This window comes from Amycolatopsis sp. NPDC006131 (assembly GCF_040614175.1).
Classification (GTDB): Bacteria; Actinomycetota; Actinomycetes; order Mycobacteriales; family Pseudonocardiaceae; genus Amycolatopsis_E; species Amycolatopsis_E tucumanensis.
Map to the genome: position 1 here is coordinate 1 of NZ_JBEXTX010000011.1, position 16396 is coordinate 16396.

Here is a 16396-nt window from a genome sequence, read left to right on the forward strand (position 1 = left end):
TCAGCGTTCGACTTGCATGTGTTAAGCACGCCGCCAGCGTTCGTCCTGAGCCAGGATCAAACTCTCCAACAATGCTAGAAAATCGATCCGGCTATACATGATAGCCTCAAAGGAACCCACAAAGGGTTCTAGCTAATCAACTGGCTTTAGCTCATCAATACACTGTTGAGTTCTCAAACAACACGAAGCTGCTGCTTCTATAAAGCTTTTGTGTTCTCGCGGAGGGCGTCAGCAACCCTACTGGTTTAGTAGTAGTGGTTGGCGACCCACCCGCGGGCCGACCAAGAACTTTACCCGGTTCGGTTCGCGGTGTCAACACCGCCCGACCCTGGTCCGTCCGCCGGGGCTTTCGGCCCCGTCGTCCCGGTCTCCCTGGCGACGAAGAGAAGATTACATGCCCCGGAACCCCCCTGAAACAGGGGGGTCCCTTAACGGCATTTCCCCTGGTCAGAGCACCGGTAGGAGCGTCTTGAGCTCGTACGGCGTGACCGAGCGCCGGTAGGCGTCCCACTCGGCGCGCTTGTTCCGGAGGAAGAAGTCGTAGACGTGCTCGCCGAGCGCGTCGGGCAGCAGCTCGGACTTCTCCATCTCGGCGAGAGCCTCGCCGAGGTTCTGCGGCAGCTGGTCGTACCCGGCCGCGCGGCGCTCGGCGTCGCTCATCGACCAGATGTTGTCCTCGGCCGCCGGCGGCAGCTCGTAGCCCTTCTCGATCCCCTTCAACCCGGCGGCGATCACGACCGAGTACGCCAGATAGGGGTTGCAGGCGGAGTCGATCGTGCGGATCTCGACCCGTCGCGACGACGCCTTGCCCGGCGAGTAGTTCGGCACCCGCACCAGCGCGGACCGGTTCGCCCGGCCCCACGACACCGTGGTCGGCGCCTCTCCCCCGCTGATCAGCCGCTTGTACGAGTTCACCCACTGGTTGGTGACGGCGGAGATCTCCCGCGCGTGGTGGAGCAGGCCGGCGACGAAGGCCTTGCCCGTCTCGGACAACTCGTACGGGTCTTCCGGGTTGTGGAAGGCGTTGCGGTCGCCCTCGAACAACGACACGTGCGTGTGCATCCCCGAGCCGGGCTGCTCGGTGAACGGTTTCGGCATGAAGGTCGCACGCACCCCCTGGGTCAGCGCGACCTCCTTGACCACGTACCGGAACGTCATGACGTTGTCGGCCATGGTCAGCGCGTCGGCGTAGCGCAGGTCGATCTCCTGCTGCCCCGGCGCGCCCTCGTGGTGGCTGAACTCGACCGAGATGCCCATCGCCTCCAGCGCCTCGATGGCGTGGCGGCGGAAGTGCGTCGCCGTGGCGTGACTGGCCTGGTCGAAGTACCCGCCGTTGTCCGCGGGCTCCGGCTCGCTGCCGTCCGACGGCAACGACGAGAGCAGGAAGAACTCGATCTCCGGGTGCACGTAGCAGGTGAACCCGGCCTCCCCCGCCTTCGACAGCTGGCGCCGCAGCACGTGCCGCGGGTCGGCCCAGGACGGCGACCCGTCGGGCATCGCGATGTCGCAGAACATCCGCGCGGAGTAGTGCCCGCCCTCCGGGGTCTCCCAGGGCAGCACCTGGAACGTCGACGGGTCGGGCTTCGCGACCATGTCCGATTCGTAGACGCGCGCGAAGCCTTCGATGGCCGATCCGTCGAACCCGATCCCGTCGCTGAAGGCGCCCTCCAGCTCGGCGGGGGCCACCGCCACCGACTTCAGGAAACCGAGTACGTCGGTGAACCACAGACGGACGAACCGGATGTCACGTTCTTCCAGCGTGCGCAGCACGAACTCCTGCTGGCGATCCATGGCCGCACCCTACGCATGGCGTGTTAACGGCATGTTTCGTGGTTCCGGTGTTGCCCTGACGGAGGGAATGACCAGCGACATCACCGCAGCCAGCGCGCACAATCCGCCCGAGATGTACCACGCGAGGTCGTAACTCCCGGCGTGGTCGTGGATCAGGCCGGCGCCCACCGCGGCGATCGACGCGCCGACCTGGTGGGACGCGAAGACCCAGCCGAACACGATGGGACCGCTCAGGCCGAAGTGCTCACGGGCCAGCGCGACCGTCGGCGGCACCGTGGCGACCCAGTCCAGTCCGTAGAAGATGATGAAAGCCCACATCGGCGGTTCGGTGGTGGGCGCGAACAGGTGCGGCAGCACGATGAGCGACGCGCCGCGCAGGAAGTAGTACACGCCGAGCAGGATCCTCGGGTTGACGCGGTCGGTGAGCCAGCCCGAGGCGATCGTGCCTGCCACGTCGAAGACGCCGACCAGCGCGAGCAGCGAGGCCGCGGTTGTCGGCGGCATCCCGTGCTCGTGCGCCGCGGGCACGAAGTGGGTCTGGATCAGGCCGTTGGTGGAGGCCCCGCAGATCGCGAACCCGCCGGCGAGCAGCCAGAACGCCCGCGTCTTCGCGGCCTGCCCCAGCACCTGCAGCGCGCGCCGGGCCGCTCCAGTCGACGGCGGCAACTCCTCGGCCTCGGTCGCGCCGTACGCGGTCAGGCCGATCTCGCTCGGGTGGTCGCGCAGGAAGATCAGGGTGATCGGCACGACCGCGAGCGCGGCGAAGGACACCACCAGCGACGCGGTCCGCCAGCCGTCGTTCGTGGCGATCGCGGCGAGCAGGGGCAGGAACACCAGCTGCCCGGCCGCGCCCGCGGCGGTCAGGATGCCGCTGACCAGGCCGCGGTGGCGGACGAACCAGCGCGCGGTCACGGTCGCGACGAACGCCAGCGCCATCGAGCCGGTCCCCAGCCCGACCAGCACGCCCCAGCACAACAGCAACTGCCAGCTCGCGGTCATGAACACCGTAAAACCACTGCCCGCCGCGACCAGGACCAGCGCGCCGGTCACGACCTTGCGCATGCCGAGCCGCTCCATCAACGCCGCGGCGAACGGCGCGGTCAGGCCGTAGAGCAGGAGGTTGATCGACACGGCGGCCGAGATCGTGGCCGTCGACCAGCCGAACTCCTCGTGCAACGGGTCGATCAGCACGCCGGGGGTGGCGCGGAACCCGGCGGCGCCGACCAGCGCGACGAAGGCCGCGAAGGCGACGAACCAGGCCGGGTGGATGCGCGACTTCGTTCTTGTCACCGCTACATGCTCGCCGACCGCGATCACCCGGACGAGTGGCCGGAGCGCCAATATGTGCAAGAATCCGGCCATGCACCGGGTTGTGGTCCTCGCGGTCTCCGAAGTGGTCGGGTACGACCTGAACATCGCGCCGCTCGTGTTCGGCACCGCGGCACAGGACGGCGAACCGCTCTACGACGTGCGGGTCTGCGGGGTCGACGACCGGCCGGTGCGGGTCAGCCACGGCTACGACGCGCACCTCGGCCACGGCCCGGAAGCACTGGAGGACGCCGACACCGTCGTCATCCCCGGCACCCGCGTGCACGGGCCGCGGCGTGAGGGCGTGCTGCCGCCCGACCTGGCCGCGGCGCTGGCCCGGATCCCGTCATCGGCGCGGCTCGTGTCGATCTGCACCGGCGCCTTCGTGCTGGCCGCCGCCGGCGTGCTCGACGGCCGCCGCGCGACCACCCACTGGGCGCACGCGCCCGCCTTCCGGCGCCTCTACCCGCAGGTCGACCTGGACGAGAACGTGTTGTTCGTGGACGACGGCGACGTCCTGACCTCCGCGGGGCTGGCCGCCGGCGTGGACCTGTGCCTGCACCTCGTGCGGTCCGACCACGGCAGCGCGGTCGCCAACCACGTCGCCCGCTACTGCGTGGTGCCGCCGTGGCGCGACGGCGGGCAGTCGCAGTTCATCGAGCAGCCACTGCCCGAGGCCGACGGCAGCACCGCCGCGACGCGCGCGTGGGTGCTGGAACGGCTCGGCGAACCGCTCGACCTGGCCGCGCTCGCGAAGCACGCGGGCATGAGCGTGCGCACCTTCAGCCGCCGCTTCCGCGCGGAGACCGGGCAGTCGCCGCGGGCATGGCTGAACCAGCAGCGGGTGCTGCACGCCCGCCACCTGCTGGAGACCACGGATCTGCCCGTCGACCGGGTCGCGGCCGAGTCGGGGCTGGGCACCGCGGCTTCGCTGCGACAGCACCTCAACGCGGCGATCGGCGTCGCTCCGCTGGCATACCGCCGGACCTTCGCCCGCCGCTGATCGCTACCTTGGACGCATGCTCCGCCGACGCACCGCCGGTGTCCTCGCCCTGGTCCTGGCGCTGTCCACCGCCTGTTCGGCCGCGCCAGAGGAACCGCTCCCCGACGGGCGCGCGCTCGTGGACGCCGCCGAGACGAGCCTGAACGGGATCCGCAGCGTGCGGTTCGACTTCAGCGTCAGCTCGACCATCCCCGGCCTGGACATCCGCGAGGTCAAGGGGCAGGCCAGCAAGGACGGCGGGCCGCACGGCACCGCGATCGGGCAGGCCGACGTGCAGGCCTCGGCGGACCGGTTCGAGCTGGACTACGTGCTCGTCGGCGAGACGCTGTTCCTCACCGACACCAAGGGCCAGCAGCGGCAGGCCCCCGTGCCCGCCGACTACAACCCGATGACGCTGCTCGACTCCGAGCGCGGCCTGCCCAAGCTGATGTCGGAGGCGACCGCGCTGAAGACGGAGACGAAGGAGGACGTCCTCGGCGTCGAGGCCTACCGGGTCACCGGCGAGCTGGCGAAGGACGTCATCTCCAGCGTCATCCCCGGCATCCAGGCCGACGTGGACATCAAGTTCTGGGTCACCAAGGCCGAGCCGCGCAACCTGGTGCGCGTGTGGATCCAGGTGCCGCCGCGGCAGCCGAACGAGGGCGCCATCCAGCTGGAGCTGGCGCTGTCCGACCAGAACGTGCCCGTCGGGACGTCCACCGGCGGTTAGGCCTGGCAGCGGGTGCCCGGGGCCGGCTGGGAGCCGTCCACCAGGAAGTCCAGTCCGGCGACGTCGACGCACATGTTGCCGTGCAGGAACGCGGTGTGCTGGGTGCCATCGACGGTGAGCAGGCCGCCGTGGAAGAGGTTCGCGAGGGTGACGCCGGCCTGGTACGGGGTGACCGGGTCGCCGGTCGTCGAGATGACCAGTGGTGGCGCGGCGGAGGTGACCGTCGGCCGGTGCGGCTGGGACGTGCTGGGCACCGGCCAGCTCGCGCACACGTCGAGTTCGCCCTGGTCGGGGCGGCCCCAGCCGAGGAACGGCGCGGCGTCGACCATCCGCTGCCGGGACACCGCCGGATCGACCGCACGCGGGTTGTCCACGCAGCGCACGGCGTAGTAGGCGTCCTGCAGCGACGAGTACCGCCCGTCCGCGTCGCGCTCGTAGTAGCCGTCGGCGAGCCGGAGCAGGACCGAGCCGTCACCGCCACGCAGCAGGCCGAGTCCGGTGTTGAGGAACGGCCAGGACTGGCTCGAGTACATCGCCTCGACCACGCCGGTGATGGCGTCCCGGTAGGACAGCCGCCTGCCGTCGCCGGTCTTCGCCGGAGCGCCGACCAGCGGCTGGACCAGGTTCTGGAACTCGGCCGCCGCCTTCGCCGGGTCGCGGCCCAGCGCGCAGCCGTCGTGGCGCGCGCACTCGGCGGCGAACTCGCCGAACGCGCGGGAGAACCCGGCGCCCTGCGCGACCAGCGAATCCGGATCGGTCGCCGCCGGGTCGATGGCGCCGTCCAGCAGCAACGCGCGGACCCGCTCCGGGAACGCCTCGGCGTAGCTGTAGCCGATCTGGGTGCCGTAGGAGTAGCCGAGGTAGCTCAGCTTCGCCTCGCCCAGCGCGGCCCGCAGGACGTCGAGGTCCTTGACCACGTCCCGCGTGCCCATGTTCGCCAGCATCGCGTCGCCGTGCTCGGTGCGCTGGGCGCACTTCGCCGCGAAGTCCTTCGCCTCCCCGGTCCACGCGGCGTCCGAGGCGCCCGGGTTGCCTGCCCGTTCGGCGTCCCGTTCGGCGTCGGTCAGGCACTGCACGCGCGGCTGGCTCGCGCCGACCCCGCGCGGATCGAAGCCGACGAAGTCGAACCGCAGGCCGATCGCGTTGTTCGACACCGTCGGCACCAGCCGGGCGGCCGCTTCCATGCCGGAACCGCCAGGGCCGCCCGGGTTCATGACCAGCGAGCCGATGCGGTGGGCCGGGTCGAGCGCCTTGTGCCGCAGCACGCCGACGGTGATCGTCTCGCCGCGCGGGTTCGCGTAGTCCAGCGGAACGGTCAGCCGGGCGCACTCCACGCCGGGCGTGCGGAACGCCTCCGCGCTCTGCTGCCCCGTCGCGTACGCCGCGCAGTCACCCCACGCGAGCTGCTGGTCGTAGAAGCGGTCGAGCGCGTGGACGTCCGCCACCGGCGAGGGTGACGGCGGCGGCGCGGTGGCCTGCGTGGTGCACGCGGTCAGCGTGGCGGCCAGCAGGCCCGCGGCGAGCAGCCTCCGGCGGCGGGGAAAACGCATCTGTCACATCGTGCCAGTCCGGTCACCGAGAGGTACAGCGTGCGCCTTCCGCCGGCAGGGTCCCGTCGATCAGGTAGGCGGTGCCGATGTCGTCCACGCAGTCGACTCCCTGCAGGAAGACGGTGTGCTGGGTGCCCTCGAACGTCAGCAGCGCGCCCTTCATCGCCTTCGCGAGGTTCACCCCCGCCTGGTACGGGGTGGCCGGATCGTTCGTGGTCGAGATCACCAGGACCGGCGGCACGCCGGCGACGTTCGGCTCGTGCGGCTCCGAGGTGTTGGGCACCGGCCAGAACGCGCACGGGTCGAGCGCGGCACCGTTGGGCCTGCCGTCGTCGAGGAAGGGCGCCACCTGGTCGTAGCGGTTCTCCGCCTCGAGGATCTCGGCGCGGTCGGTCACCGGCGGGTCGTCGACGCAGCGGATCGCGGTGAAGGCGTCCTGCGTGTTGGCGTAGTTGCCGCTGGCGTCGCGCTCGTTGTACTGGTCGGCCAGCGCCATCAACGTGGTGCCCTGGCCGCTCTTCAGCTCGTTGAGCCCGGCGTTCAGCGGCGCCCACAACTGCTGCGAGTACAACGCCTGGATCGCGCCGAGCGTGGCGTCGTCGTAGCTGAGGACCCGGCCGTCGCGGAGGCGGACCGGGTTCTCGATCAGCGGCCGCACCAGGTTCTGGAAGGCCCGGGTCGCGCCGGCCGGGTCGGTGCCGAGCACGCAGTCGCGGCGGGCGGCGCACCACCTGGCGAAGTCGTTGAACGCGACGCCGAAGCCCTGCCCCTGCGCGACCAGCGACTCGACCTCGTCCTGGCTCGGGTCCAGCGCGCCGTCGAGGACCATGGCGCGCACGTTCTGTGGGAACGCTTCGGCGTAGGTGTAGCCGATCCGCGTGCCGTAGGAGTAGCCGAGGTAGGTCAGCTTCTCCTCGCCCAGCGCCGACCGCAGGACGTCCATGTCCTTGACGACGTCGCGGGTGCCGAGGTTCGCGAGCATCGCGGTGCCGAACTGGGTCCGCTCGGCGCACTTGTCGGCGAATTCCTTGGACTCGGCGTCCTGCCTGGCCACGCCTGCCGGGCTGCCGTCGGCCTCGAGGTCCTCGGCGCGCTGCTCGTCCCGCTCGGCGTCGGTCAGGCAGGTCACGTCGGGTTCGCTGGCGCCGATTCCGCGCGGGTCGAAGCCGACGATGTCGAAGCGCTTGCCGAGGTCGGTGTTCGCGACCCGCGGCGCGAGGCCGGCGGCGGCGTACATGCCGGAGGCGCCGGGGCCGCCCGGGTTGAGCACGAGCGCCCCGAGCCGGTCGCCCGTCGCCTTCTGCCGGAGCACGCCGATCGTGATCGTGTCGCCCTGCGGCTTCGTGTAGTCCAGCGGCACGGTCAGCCGGGCGCACTGGAGAGCATCAGCGCGGAAGGCGGACCTGATGTCGTCCGAAGTCGCGTAAGGTGCACAGTCGCCCCAGGTCAACGGCTGTGCGTAGAACCGCTCCAGCCCGGCGGGCACCACCCCGGCCGGGCCGGCCGACTCGGTGGTCGCCGTCGGCGCGGGAGCCGGCGCGGGCTCCGGCGAGGTGCAGGCCGCGACCGGCACCAGCAGGCAGGCGCCGAGGACGGCGGCTCGTATGGACCGGGACCTGGCTCGCTGAAGGAAGCGCACGTCGTGATCGTGCCATCCTGAGTGGGAACACAGGTGCACCGCCACCTCGTTGGCTGGTGGGTTGCGCGCGAGAAGGACAGGAGACCACGGGTGCCAGCACTGATCAGCCGGATGGGCAAGCGGCTGCGCAAGCTCATCGAGCGGCCGGGCAGCGTCGAGCTGACCAAGTACGAGGCGCTGCTGCCGGACATCGAGGCGCTCGAACCCGAGCTGGAGGCCCTGAGCGACGCGGAGCTGACCGAGCGCGCGGGCAAGCTCCGCCTGGAGGCCGAGCTCGGCGACTCGCAGCTGGTGGAGCTGTGCGCGCTCGGCCGCGAAGCCGCGCGGCGGGCGCTGGACGAGCGCGCGTTCGACGTGCAGCTGCTCGGCACGATGGGCCTGCTGTCCGGGCACGTCGTGCAGATGCAGACCGGTGAGGGCAAGACGCTGGCGGGCGCGCTGGCCGCCGCGGGGTACGCGCTGCAGGGCAAGCGCGTGCACGTCATCTCCGTCAACGACTACCTGGCCCGCCGCGACGGCGAGTGGATGAAGCCGGTGTACGACCTGCTCGGCGTCACCGTCGGCTGGGTCGACGGCAGCCTCACCCGCGAGGAGCGGCGCGCGGCCTACGACGCCGAGGTCACCTACGGCGCGGTCAGCGAGATCGGGTTCGACATGCTGCGCGACCGGCTCGTCACCCGCGCCGAGGACGTCGTCCAGCCCGCCCCGGAGGTCGCGATCATCGACGAGGCCGACTCGGTGCTCGTCGACGAGGCGCGGGTGCCGCTGGTCATGGCCGGTTCGGTGGACCAGGCGGTCGCCGACACCGAGGTCGCCAACGTGGTCCGGCGGCTGCGGCTGGGCCTGCACTACGAGACCGACACCGACGGCCGCAACGCGTGGCTGACCACGGCAGGCGCGTCCGTCGTGGAGAAGGCGCTCGGCGGGGTCGACCTGTACAGCGAGTCCGGCTCCGAGCGGCTCGCGGCCGTCAACGTCGCCCTGCACGCGCACGCGCTGCTCACCCGCGACGTCGACTACCTGGTGCGCGACGGCAAGGTCGAGCTGATCAACGCCTCCCGCGGCCGGGTCGCCGAGCTGCAGCGCTGGCCGGACGGGCTGCAGGCCGCGGTCGAGGCGAAGGAGCAGGTCGCGCCCACCGACCGCGGCGAGATCCTGGACTCGATCACCGTGCAGGCCCTGATCGCCCGGTACCCGCAGGTCGCGGGCATGACCGGCACCGCGGTCGCGGTCGCCGAGCAGCTGCGCGAGTTCTACCAGCTCGAAGTGGCGGTCATCCCGCCGAACAAGCCGAACGTCCGCGAGGACCTCGACGACCGGATCTTCGCCTCGCCGTCGCACAAGCTGCGCGCGATCGTCAAGGAGATCCGCGAGGTGCACGAGACCGGGCGGCCGATCCTCGTCGGCACGCAGGACGTCGCGGAATCCGAGGAGCTCGCCGAGAAGCTGGCGAAGGCCGACCTGCCGTGTGTCGTCCTCAACGCGCGCAACGACGCCGAGGAAGCCGCGATCATCGCCGAGGCGGGCAAGTTCGGCGCGATCACCGTGTCCACCCAGATGGCGGGCCGTGGCACCGACATCCGGCTGGGCGGCGCGGACGGCAAGGACCGCGAACGCGTCGCCGAGCTGGGCGGTCTGCACGTCATCGGCACCGCGCGGTACCCGTCGAGCCGTCTGGACGGCCAGTTGCGCGGCCGGTCCGGCCGCCAGGGCGACCCGGGCAGCGCGGTGTTCTTCGCGAGCCTGAACGACGAGCTGGTCACCTCGAACGCGCCGGACGTGCCCGATGGCATCGACGCGGACGACTCGGGCGAGATCACCGATCCGGCGGCCAAGCGCCACATCGACCACGCGCAGCGCGTCGCCGAGGGCGTCGACCTGGAGATCCACCGCAACACCTGGCGCTACACGCGGCTGATCGAGCACCAGCGGCGCGAGCTGCTGGAGTACCGCGACGAGCTGCTCCGGACCGACGCGGCCGCGGAGGCGCTGTCCGGTGAGAAGCGCTACGACGAGCTGACCGAGAAGGTCGGCGAGGAGAAGGCGAAGCAGGTCTGCCGCGAGATCATGCTGTACCACCTGGACCAGATGTGGTCGGACCACCTCGCGTTCCTCACCGACGTGCGGGAGAGCATCCACCTGCGCGCGCTGGCGCGGGAGACGCCGCTGGACGAGTTCCACCGCATCGCGATCCCGGAGTTCCGCAAGATCGTGCCCGCGATCAAGGAGCGGTCCGCCGAGACGCTCGCCGACGCGGAGATCGGCGACGACGGGATAGACCTGGCGGCCTCCGGCGTGCGGCGGGCCAGCTCGACGTGGACGTACCTGGTGCACGACGCGCCGTTCGACGCGGGCTTCGAGGAGACGCTGCGGCAGGTGCGCAGCCTCTTGCGGCGCAAGAAGAACTGAGCGGGCATCCGGGGCGTGGCCGACAATGAGGTCATGCTCCGGATCGCGCTGGCCCAGGTGAACCCGACCGTCGGCGACCTGACGGCCAACGCGGCGCAAACCGTGACGTGGGCCCGCAAGGCCGCCGAGGCCGGGGCGCACGTCGTCGTGTTCCCCGAGATGTCGCTGACCGGGTACCCGGTCGAGGACCTCGCGTTGCGCGGCACGTTCGCGGAGGCGTCGCGCTCTGCGTTGCGGGCGTTGGCTGCTTCGCTGGCGGACGCGGGTTGCGGTGAGCTGCTCGTGTACGTGGGCTATCTCGACCTGGACGACGTCGGTCCCCGCGACGCGGCAGCCGCCCTGTGGCGCGGCGAGGTGGTCGCGCGGCAGTTCAAGCACCACCTGCCGAACTACGGCGTGTTCGACGAGCAGAGGTGGTTCAAGGCGGGGCGGACGCTGGACGTGCTGCGGTTCCACGGCTGCGACATCGGCATGGTGATCTGCGAGGACCTCTGGCAGGACGGCGGGCCGGTGTCCGCGCTCGGGGCGGCCGGGGTCGGCGTGGTGGTGTCGCCGAACGCCTCGCCGTACGAACGGTCCAAGGACGACATCCGGTTGCCGCTGGTCGCGCGGCGGGCGGCGGAGGCCGGCGCTCCCTTGGTCTACGCGAACCAGGTCGGCGGGCAGGACGACCTCGTGTTCGACGGCGACTCGTTCGTGGTCGGCGCGGACGGCTCGCTGCTCTCGCGGGCGCCGCAGTTCGTGGAGCACCTGCTGGTGGCGGATGTGTCCGTGGACGCGGTGGAGTGCGTGCCGGGGATGTACGAGGGGCTCGAGGTGCGGCGGCGGGTGCTGTCGGCGGATCCGGCGCCGGCGTACGAACCCTTGCCCGCTGCGGTGCGCGAGCCGTTGTCCGACGAGGCGGAGGTGTGGTCGGCGCTGGTCGTCGGGTTGCGGGACTACGTGCACAAGAACGGGTTCCGCTCGGTGATCTTCGGGTTCTCCGGCGGGATCGACTCTGCGGTGACGGCGGCGCTGGCGGTGGACGCGCTGGGGGCCGACTCGGTGCACGGCGTGTCGATGCCGTCGCGGTACTCGTCGGCGCATTCGCGGGACGACGCGGCGGAACTGGCGCGGCGGCTGGGATGCCACTTCCGGGTGGAGCCGGTCGAGGACATGGTGCGGGTCTACGTGGATCAGCTCGGACTGTCCGGCCTGGCGGAGGAGAACATCCAGGCGCGGGTGCGCGGCATGCTCCTGATGTCACTGTCCAATCTGGAGGGACATCTGGTGCTGGCGACCGGGAACAAGACCGAGCTGGCGGTCGGGTACTCGACGATGTACGGGGACGCGGTCGGCGGGTTCGCGCCGATCAAGGACGTGTTCAAGACGCAGGTGTGGGCGCTGGCCCGGTGGCGCAACGCCGCGGCCGAGAAACGCGGTGAGGTGCCGCCGATCCCGGAGAACTCGATCGCGAAACCGCCGTCGGCGGAGCTGCGGCCGGGGCAGCTGGACACGGATTCGCTGCCGGACTACGGGTTGCTGGACGACATCCTGGACGACTACGTCGAAGGCGACCGGGGTTACGCGGAGTTGGTCGAGGCCGGGTTCGCGCCGGAAACGATCGATCGGGTGATCCGGATGGTCGACCGTGCGGAGTACAAACGCCGCCAGTACCCGATCGGTACGAAGATAACTTTTAAGGCTTTCGGGCGAGATCGACGGCTGCCCATCACGAATTGCTGGCGCGAAGGGGAGTTCTGAGCCGGAAACTGTCGGACCCGGGTGCCATCATTCCCTCCGTGCCCCTCCTGGAAGGAACTGTTGTCATGGCTGGGAATGTCCGTCCGGTGGCCGACGAGCGCGACGGCCTGCTCGCTTTTCTCGCGCAGCAGCGGTATGTCCTGCGTCTCGCGGCCCGTGGTCTGACCGACGCGCAGGCGCGGCTGACGCCCACGCGGAGCACGCTGAGCATCGGCGGGCTGATCAAACACGTGACGAGCACCGAGCGACGGTGGATGGCGGCGGTGCGGGGTTCCCCTGTGGACATCGATGGCGTGGCGGATTTCGTTGTGGGTGAAGGGGAAACGCTGTCCGATGTGCTGACCGCGTACGACTCGGCGGCAAGGGACACCGAGGAGATCGTCGCCGGGATCCCGGATGTCGGGCAGCCGGTGCGGGTGCCGTGGCTCCCGGACGAAGTGGACGCGTGGACGGTGCGGTGGGTGCTGCTGCACCTGATCGAGGAAACCGCGCGGCACGCCGGGCACGCGGACATCCTGCGCGAACACATCGACGGCGCGACCGCGGTGCCACTGATGGCCGCGGCGGAGGGGTGGCCGGTCAGACCGTGGCTGACGCCCCGCACCCCCAGCGGCTGACGACGCTGCTGCGGTTGCGCTCGCTGGCGATGCGCTCGCAGCCGAGCCGTTGACGGTGCCTGCTTCCGCCGCTTCGGTCACACGCCCCGACGGATGCGCGCCCCGTGCGCGCCGAATACCCCCTTCCGCCCGCGACCGCGGCACGGATAACCCGTCGGACCGTGACCCGACACGACGCCCTCCCACAGAAGGCCGCCGTCCCACACGAGACGGCCACGCAAGAACTCGCCTTCCCACCACCGCGCCCAGTCCCGCGCTTCGCAAGCCGGCCCTGAACCAACGCCAAAGGAGACCCCTTGAACAACAACCCACACGCCAGCCACCCCACCGGACGCGCTCCCCCGAGCCGGGCGCGCCCGCGTCAGAAGAGGGTCGGCTGGACGTCCGCGCCTTCGATGATGAGCATCTGCCGCTTGGTCTCCACCCCACCGCGTGCGGAGAACCCACCCATGCGGCGCCCGGCGGCCAGCACCCGGTGACACGGCACGACGATCGGGAAGGGGTTGTGCCCCAGCGCCTGGCCGACGGCCTGCGCCGAACCCGGCATGCCCAGCCGGTGGGCGATGTCGCCGTAGGTGAGGGTCCGTCCGGGCGGGATGTTCCGCGCGATCTCGTACACGCGGCGGTTGAACTCCGGCACGCCCTGGTAGTCGAGAACGATCCCGAGCAGGTCCCGGCGCTCGCCGCGCAGGAGTGCGGTGATCTCGTCGATCGCGGCCTGGACCTCGTCCGGCGGCGTCGACTCGGCGGCCTCGGGGAAGGCGGCCCGGAGGCGTGCCCGCGTGGTGGCGGGGGCGCCGTCGGGCAGACGGACGCCGGTCACACCGTGCTCGCCCCAGGCGATGCCGCAGTGACCGATCGCGGTGTCGAAGAGCGCGTAACCCAGTGCTGTCATGGTGTCCCCTCAGGCCGGGAGGGCCTGTGCCTCCAGCGTCTTCTTGATGACCGCGGTGCCTTGCTCCATCAAAGCACCGGTGCGGGCCGCGAGGGTTCCGGGGAGGAGGTCGGCGACCCAGACGAACCGGGTCCGGTCCGGCCCGTCGGGGAACACCCGCGCGACGCCGTTGTGGTGGGTGTAGGGCCCGCCGACGACGGACCAGACGAGCCGGTGCGCGTCGTCGTCGAGGTCGACCAGCACCTCGCGCACGACGGTGCCGTCGAAGAAGGTGACGATCCGGTCCGTGCCGTCCAGGCGCGTGTCGGTGACGAAGCCGGGGGCGAGGCGTTCGTGCAGCGCGCCCCAATCCCGGAGAGCCGCCCAGACCACGTCGAGAGGGGTGTCGATCAGGGTTTCCGTACGTATCGAAGCCATGCGGTCAGCGTGCCGCGCGGCCGGCCCGGGGTCTTGAAGATTCTTGCGCTGTCCGGCGGGTATCCGGCGTCATGGGCTCACTGCGGGTCGGCGTGGTCGCGTCGTTCGACTTCACCAGGGACGACGAGATCCGCCGCTGGCTGCCCGACGGAGCCGAGCTGGAGGTGCGCCGGACGGCCGAGGCCCCGGCCGACGACAACCTGACGATGGTGTCCGCGCTGGCCGATCCCGCGTACCTGACGGCCCCGGTCCGCGCGCTGTGCAACACGGGCGCCGCGGCGATCGCCTACGCCTGCACGGCCTGCAGTTTCGTGGGCGGTGAGGCAGGCGAACGCGCCCTGCGGCAAGCCATGGAGGCCGCTGGCGCACCTCGGGCGCTGACCACGTCCGGCGCGGTCGTCGACGCACTGCGGAGCGTCGACGCGCGGCGGTTGGCCGTGGTGCACCCGTACGCGCCCGCGGTGGGCCGGCGCCTGCACAAGTACCTGACGGCGCACGGGTTCGAGATCACCAGGATCACCGGTTTCGCCCTGGCGGTCGACGAGGTCCCTGACGTCCAGCCCGAGGAGGTGACGGACCTGATCCGCGAGGGCGACACCCCCACGGCCGACGCGGTGTTCGTGAGCTGCACCGGCCTGCCCACCTACGATGTGATCGCGCCACTGGAGCGGGAGCTGGGCAAGCCCGTGGTCACCGCGAACCAAGCCACGATGTGGGCGCTGCTCCACACCGTGGGCGAAAAGGCCCTCGGCCCGGGACAACACCTGCTGGCGAGCTGACCCGGCGAACAGCGCCGCGGGGCGGGCATCGGCGGCGGTAGCAGCGCCGACAACAGTGGGATGCGACAGCAGGAGCAGCGGCAAGCTCGCTGCCCCTGCAGGGCACCTTCACGGGACGGCACTGCGGTGCTGTGCAGGCGCTCGGCGTCGGTAGGCCAGCGGTTCCGCAGTGGCGCCGCATGGCAGAGCTCCGCGCTTGGCGCGCAGCGCCAGGTGCCGGGGCGGCGGGGATGCAAGACGCTGGGGCACTGGGTGCCGGGGAGGCAGGCTGCCAGGGCGCGGGATTTCTGGGCGGCAGGCCACCAGCGCGTTGGGGTGCGGGCAGGCCCGGTCGTCACAGTGCCAGCTCGGCAGAACGCCAGCCCGGCAGAACGCCAGCCCGGCAGAACGCCAGCCCGGCAGAACGCCAGCTCGGCAGAGCGCCAGCTCGGCAGAGCGCCGGGGCCGTCGAGCGCGGGCCACAAAGTGTCCGGGCGTCGCGCCTCGCGCGACGCGGCGCCAAGGGCGCCGGACATGTGCACCGGAGCGGCACAGCGTCCGGGCGTCGAGCCTCAGCGGCGCGGCGGCAAGGGCGCCGGGAGAAGAACGCCCGCACCAAGGCGCCCGGAATTGTCGTACCTGCGGGGTACCGTCGCGCGCATGGTGGCCGTTCTCTCGATTGCCTCGCGCGCGGGTGTCGTGGTGCGGCTTGTGCGTTGTGGGGGCGGGCATCGCGGGTGGTCGGCTCCTGAGGGGCGCTCCTCGCCGGAACTGGTGCTCGTTCGGCGGGGCTGGTTCCGGCGCCGGACGCGTGCCGGGGTCTTCGAGGCCGATCCGGCCGTCGGTTACCTCTCGCTGCCGGATGAAGAAGAGACCTTCGCGCATCCCGGCGGTGGTGACGTGTGCACCGCCATCCAGTTCGCGCCCTCGCTGTGGGCCTCGCTCTTCGGGGAACACCGGCCGGCTACCCCGGCGGTCTACGTCGACGCCGCGCTCGAGTTCGCCCATCGGCGGCTCATCGCGTCGACCCGGCAGGCCGACCCCGACTACGCGCTGCCGGAAAGCCTGCTCGCCCTCACCCGGGCCGCCATCGGGCCCGCACCCCAGGTCGGCACCCAGGCCGCGCCCCACCCCGGCATCCGACTCACCGACCGGGACATCGTCGTCAGGGCGCGCATCGCCATCGTCGAACGGCACCCGGCCGCCGGCACCCTCCTCTCCCTCGCCGAACTGCTCCACGTCTCACCGTTCCGGCTCAGCCGCGCCTTCACCCGCGAGGTGGGCGTGCCCCTCACCCGCTACCGCAACCGGGTCCGCGTCGGCCTGGTGCTGGAACGCCTCGAAGCCGGCGACACGGACCTGGCCGGACTCGCGGCCGACCTCGGCTTCGCCGACCAGGCCCACCTCACCCGCACCGTCAAGGAACACGTCGGCCACCCGCCGGCCGCCCTACGGCGCCTGCTCGGGACCACCGGCGTGTGAAGCTCATCGCAGCTCCTTGGGCTGCCTCACGTCCTGGTGTCACGCTGGGTTTCCCAGATCCACGACCCGGGGACC

The 16396-nt window shown here is 71.2% G+C and carries 13 protein-coding genes and 1 rRNA gene; 7 read left to right on the forward strand and 7 right to left on the reverse strand.

The features are described 5' to 3' along the window. From ABZ215_RS08850 to ABZ215_RS08860, 3 genes are all read right to left on the reverse strand, one after another. A 16S ribosomal RNA gene (locus tag ABZ215_RS08850) occupies nt 1-72 on the reverse strand; the annotation flags it as partial. A gap of 375 nt (nt 73-447) precedes the next feature. Further along, the gene (glnA, locus tag ABZ215_RS08855; RefSeq protein ID WP_017987056.1) at nt 448-1791 is read right to left on the reverse strand and encodes a type I glutamate--ammonia ligase; all 1344 of its coding nucleotides are present in this window, start codon (nt 1789-1791) and stop codon (nt 448-450) included. 9 nt (nt 1792-1800) lie between these two features. After that, nucleotides 1801-3153, reverse strand: a complete 1353-nt coding sequence (locus ABZ215_RS08860; RefSeq protein WP_354948878.1) for an MFS transporter — start codon at nt 3151-3153, stop codon at nt 1801-1803. Between ABZ215_RS08860 and ABZ215_RS08865 the strand changes: the two genes are divergently transcribed. Next, complete coding sequence (locus ABZ215_RS08865; protein ID WP_354948880.1) at nt 3152-4102, forward strand: helix-turn-helix domain-containing protein; 951 nt, start codon at nt 3152-3154, stop codon at nt 4100-4102. The two genes, ABZ215_RS08860 and ABZ215_RS08865, sit on opposite strands and share 2 nt — an antisense overlap. A 16-nt stretch (nt 4103-4118) precedes the next feature. Further along, nucleotides 4119-4811, forward strand: coding sequence for an LppX_LprAFG lipoprotein (locus ABZ215_RS08870; RefSeq protein ID WP_020419696.1), 693 nt, complete (start codon nt 4119-4121; stop codon nt 4809-4811). On the opposite strand, the gene ABZ215_RS08875 is transcribed toward ABZ215_RS08870, so the two are convergent. After that, nucleotides 4808-6361 (reverse strand): alpha/beta hydrolase, encoded by a 1554-nt coding sequence (locus ABZ215_RS08875; protein WP_354948882.1) that lies wholly within the window; start codon nt 6359-6361, stop codon nt 4808-4810. The two genes, ABZ215_RS08870 and ABZ215_RS08875, sit on opposite strands and share 4 nt — an antisense overlap. 22 nt (nt 6362-6383) lie before the next feature. Then, nucleotides 6384-7934, reverse strand: coding sequence for an alpha/beta hydrolase (locus tag ABZ215_RS08880; protein WP_354948989.1), 1551 nt, complete (start codon nt 7932-7934; stop codon nt 6384-6386). 156 nt (nt 7935-8090) lie between these two features. Between ABZ215_RS08880 and secA2 the strand changes: the two genes are divergently transcribed. The 3 genes from secA2 (at nt 8091) to ABZ215_RS08895 (ending at nt 12769) form a co-directional block, all read left to right on the forward strand. Then, nucleotides 8091-10409, forward strand: a complete 2319-nt coding sequence (gene secA2, locus ABZ215_RS08885; RefSeq protein WP_027936118.1) for an accessory Sec system translocase SecA2 — start codon at nt 8091-8093, stop codon at nt 10407-10409. A gap of 33 nt (nt 10410-10442) precedes the next feature. Next, nucleotides 10443-12152: an NAD+ synthase gene (locus tag ABZ215_RS08890; RefSeq protein ID WP_354948885.1), complete on the forward strand. Its 1710-nt coding sequence runs from the start codon at nt 10443-10445 to the stop codon at nt 12150-12152. Nucleotides 12153-12217: 65 nt separating this feature from the next. Then, a complete protein-coding gene (locus ABZ215_RS08895; protein ID WP_354948887.1) occupies nt 12218-12769 on the forward strand; it encodes a DinB family protein in 552 nt (183 codons plus the stop codon). Nucleotides 12770-13130: 361 nt separating this feature from the next. On the opposite strand, the gene ABZ215_RS08900 is transcribed toward ABZ215_RS08895, so the two are convergent. Together ABZ215_RS08900 and ABZ215_RS08905 are read right to left on the reverse strand one after the other, a co-directional pair. Next, nucleotides 13131-13664, reverse strand: a complete 534-nt coding sequence (locus ABZ215_RS08900; protein WP_020419702.1) for a methylated-DNA--[protein]-cysteine S-methyltransferase — start codon at nt 13662-13664, stop codon at nt 13131-13133. A 9-nt stretch (nt 13665-13673) separates the two neighbouring features. After that, the gene (locus ABZ215_RS08905) at nt 13674-14081 is read right to left on the reverse strand and encodes an SRPBCC family protein (protein ID WP_354948890.1); all 408 of its coding nucleotides are present in this window, start codon (nt 14079-14081) and stop codon (nt 13674-13676) included. Between the two features lie 71 nt (nt 14082-14152). Between ABZ215_RS08905 and ABZ215_RS08910 the strand changes: the two genes are divergently transcribed. Both ABZ215_RS08910 and ABZ215_RS08915 read left to right on the forward strand, forming a co-directional pair. Further along, nucleotides 14153-14860 carry an Asp/Glu racemase gene (locus tag ABZ215_RS08910; RefSeq protein ID WP_354948892.1) on the forward strand — a complete coding sequence of 236 codons (708 nt, stop codon included), beginning with the start codon at nt 14153-14155 and terminating at the stop codon, nt 14858-14860. Nucleotides 14861-15613: 753 nt separating this feature from the next. Continuing rightward, nucleotides 15614-16321, forward strand: a complete 708-nt coding sequence (locus ABZ215_RS08915; protein ID WP_354948894.1) for a helix-turn-helix domain-containing protein — start codon at nt 15614-15616, stop codon at nt 16319-16321. Nucleotides 16322-16396 lie beyond the last annotated feature (75 nt).